Consider the following 755-nt stretch of genomic DNA (forward strand, 5'->3'; position numbering starts at 1 on the left):
ATCTTCCTGCTGGTGGGCTACTCCCTGCAGCTCCTCACACCCGAACCGTCCCTCGGAGCCGCGCTGCGCACCGCCGGCTGGGCCTTCGCCGTGCTGGCCGCCGCCACCGCGCTGGCCGGCATGACCGGGGTGCTCCTCGCCGCCGTACGCAACTCGGGCGCCGATCCGGCTTCCCCACCACTTGGCCCGGACCCCCGCGCGGAACTCCTCACGGCGGTCGGCGAGGCCCAGGACACCTGGCGGCAGGCCCTGTTGGAGCGCGGCGTCCTGCCCTTCCTACGAGAAGCGGTCACCGATCCGCGTGCGGCGCTGGACACCTTCGACGCCGGCCACCTCGTCCCGTACGAGCCGCAGCGCACGACACGGCTGGGCTACTCGCACCCCGACTACTCCAGCCCGGCCGACGGCACCGAGACGGCGGAGCCGGAACCGGCGGACCACATCAGGGCCAAGCCACGCTTCGCCAGCCCGAACTTCTCCAGTCCGGACTACGACGGCCCGAACTACGGCGGTCCCGAGCACCTACCGGACTGACCGCGGGGCGGACTGACCGTGGGCGGAGGAGCCCGGCGCCGTACCGGGCGCTTCGGCTGACAGTCCCGGCCGATCCAGCCGATCCAGCGGACCTGGCCGAACGGGACCGCGCCGGACGCCGGGACCGCGCCACCCCGGACACCCACGCCGGATGAGCGGCACGGGGCGACGGCCCGCTACGGACGACCGGACAGGGCGGCTCGGGCCGCCGCCCCGCTCCG

At 74.7% G+C, this 755-nt stretch carries 1 pseudogene; it reads left to right on the plus strand.

What is annotated here, in order from left to right:
• Positions 1 to 534 (plus strand): annotated as a pseudogene (locus AN216_RS28885) (hypothetical protein); the annotation flags it as partial.
• Between the last annotated feature and the right edge of the window lie 221 nt (positions 535 to 755).

Source organism: Streptomyces oceani (genome assembly GCF_001751245.1).
GTDB classification, from domain to species: domain Bacteria; phylum Actinomycetota; class Actinomycetes; order Streptomycetales; family Streptomycetaceae; genus Streptomyces; species Streptomyces oceani.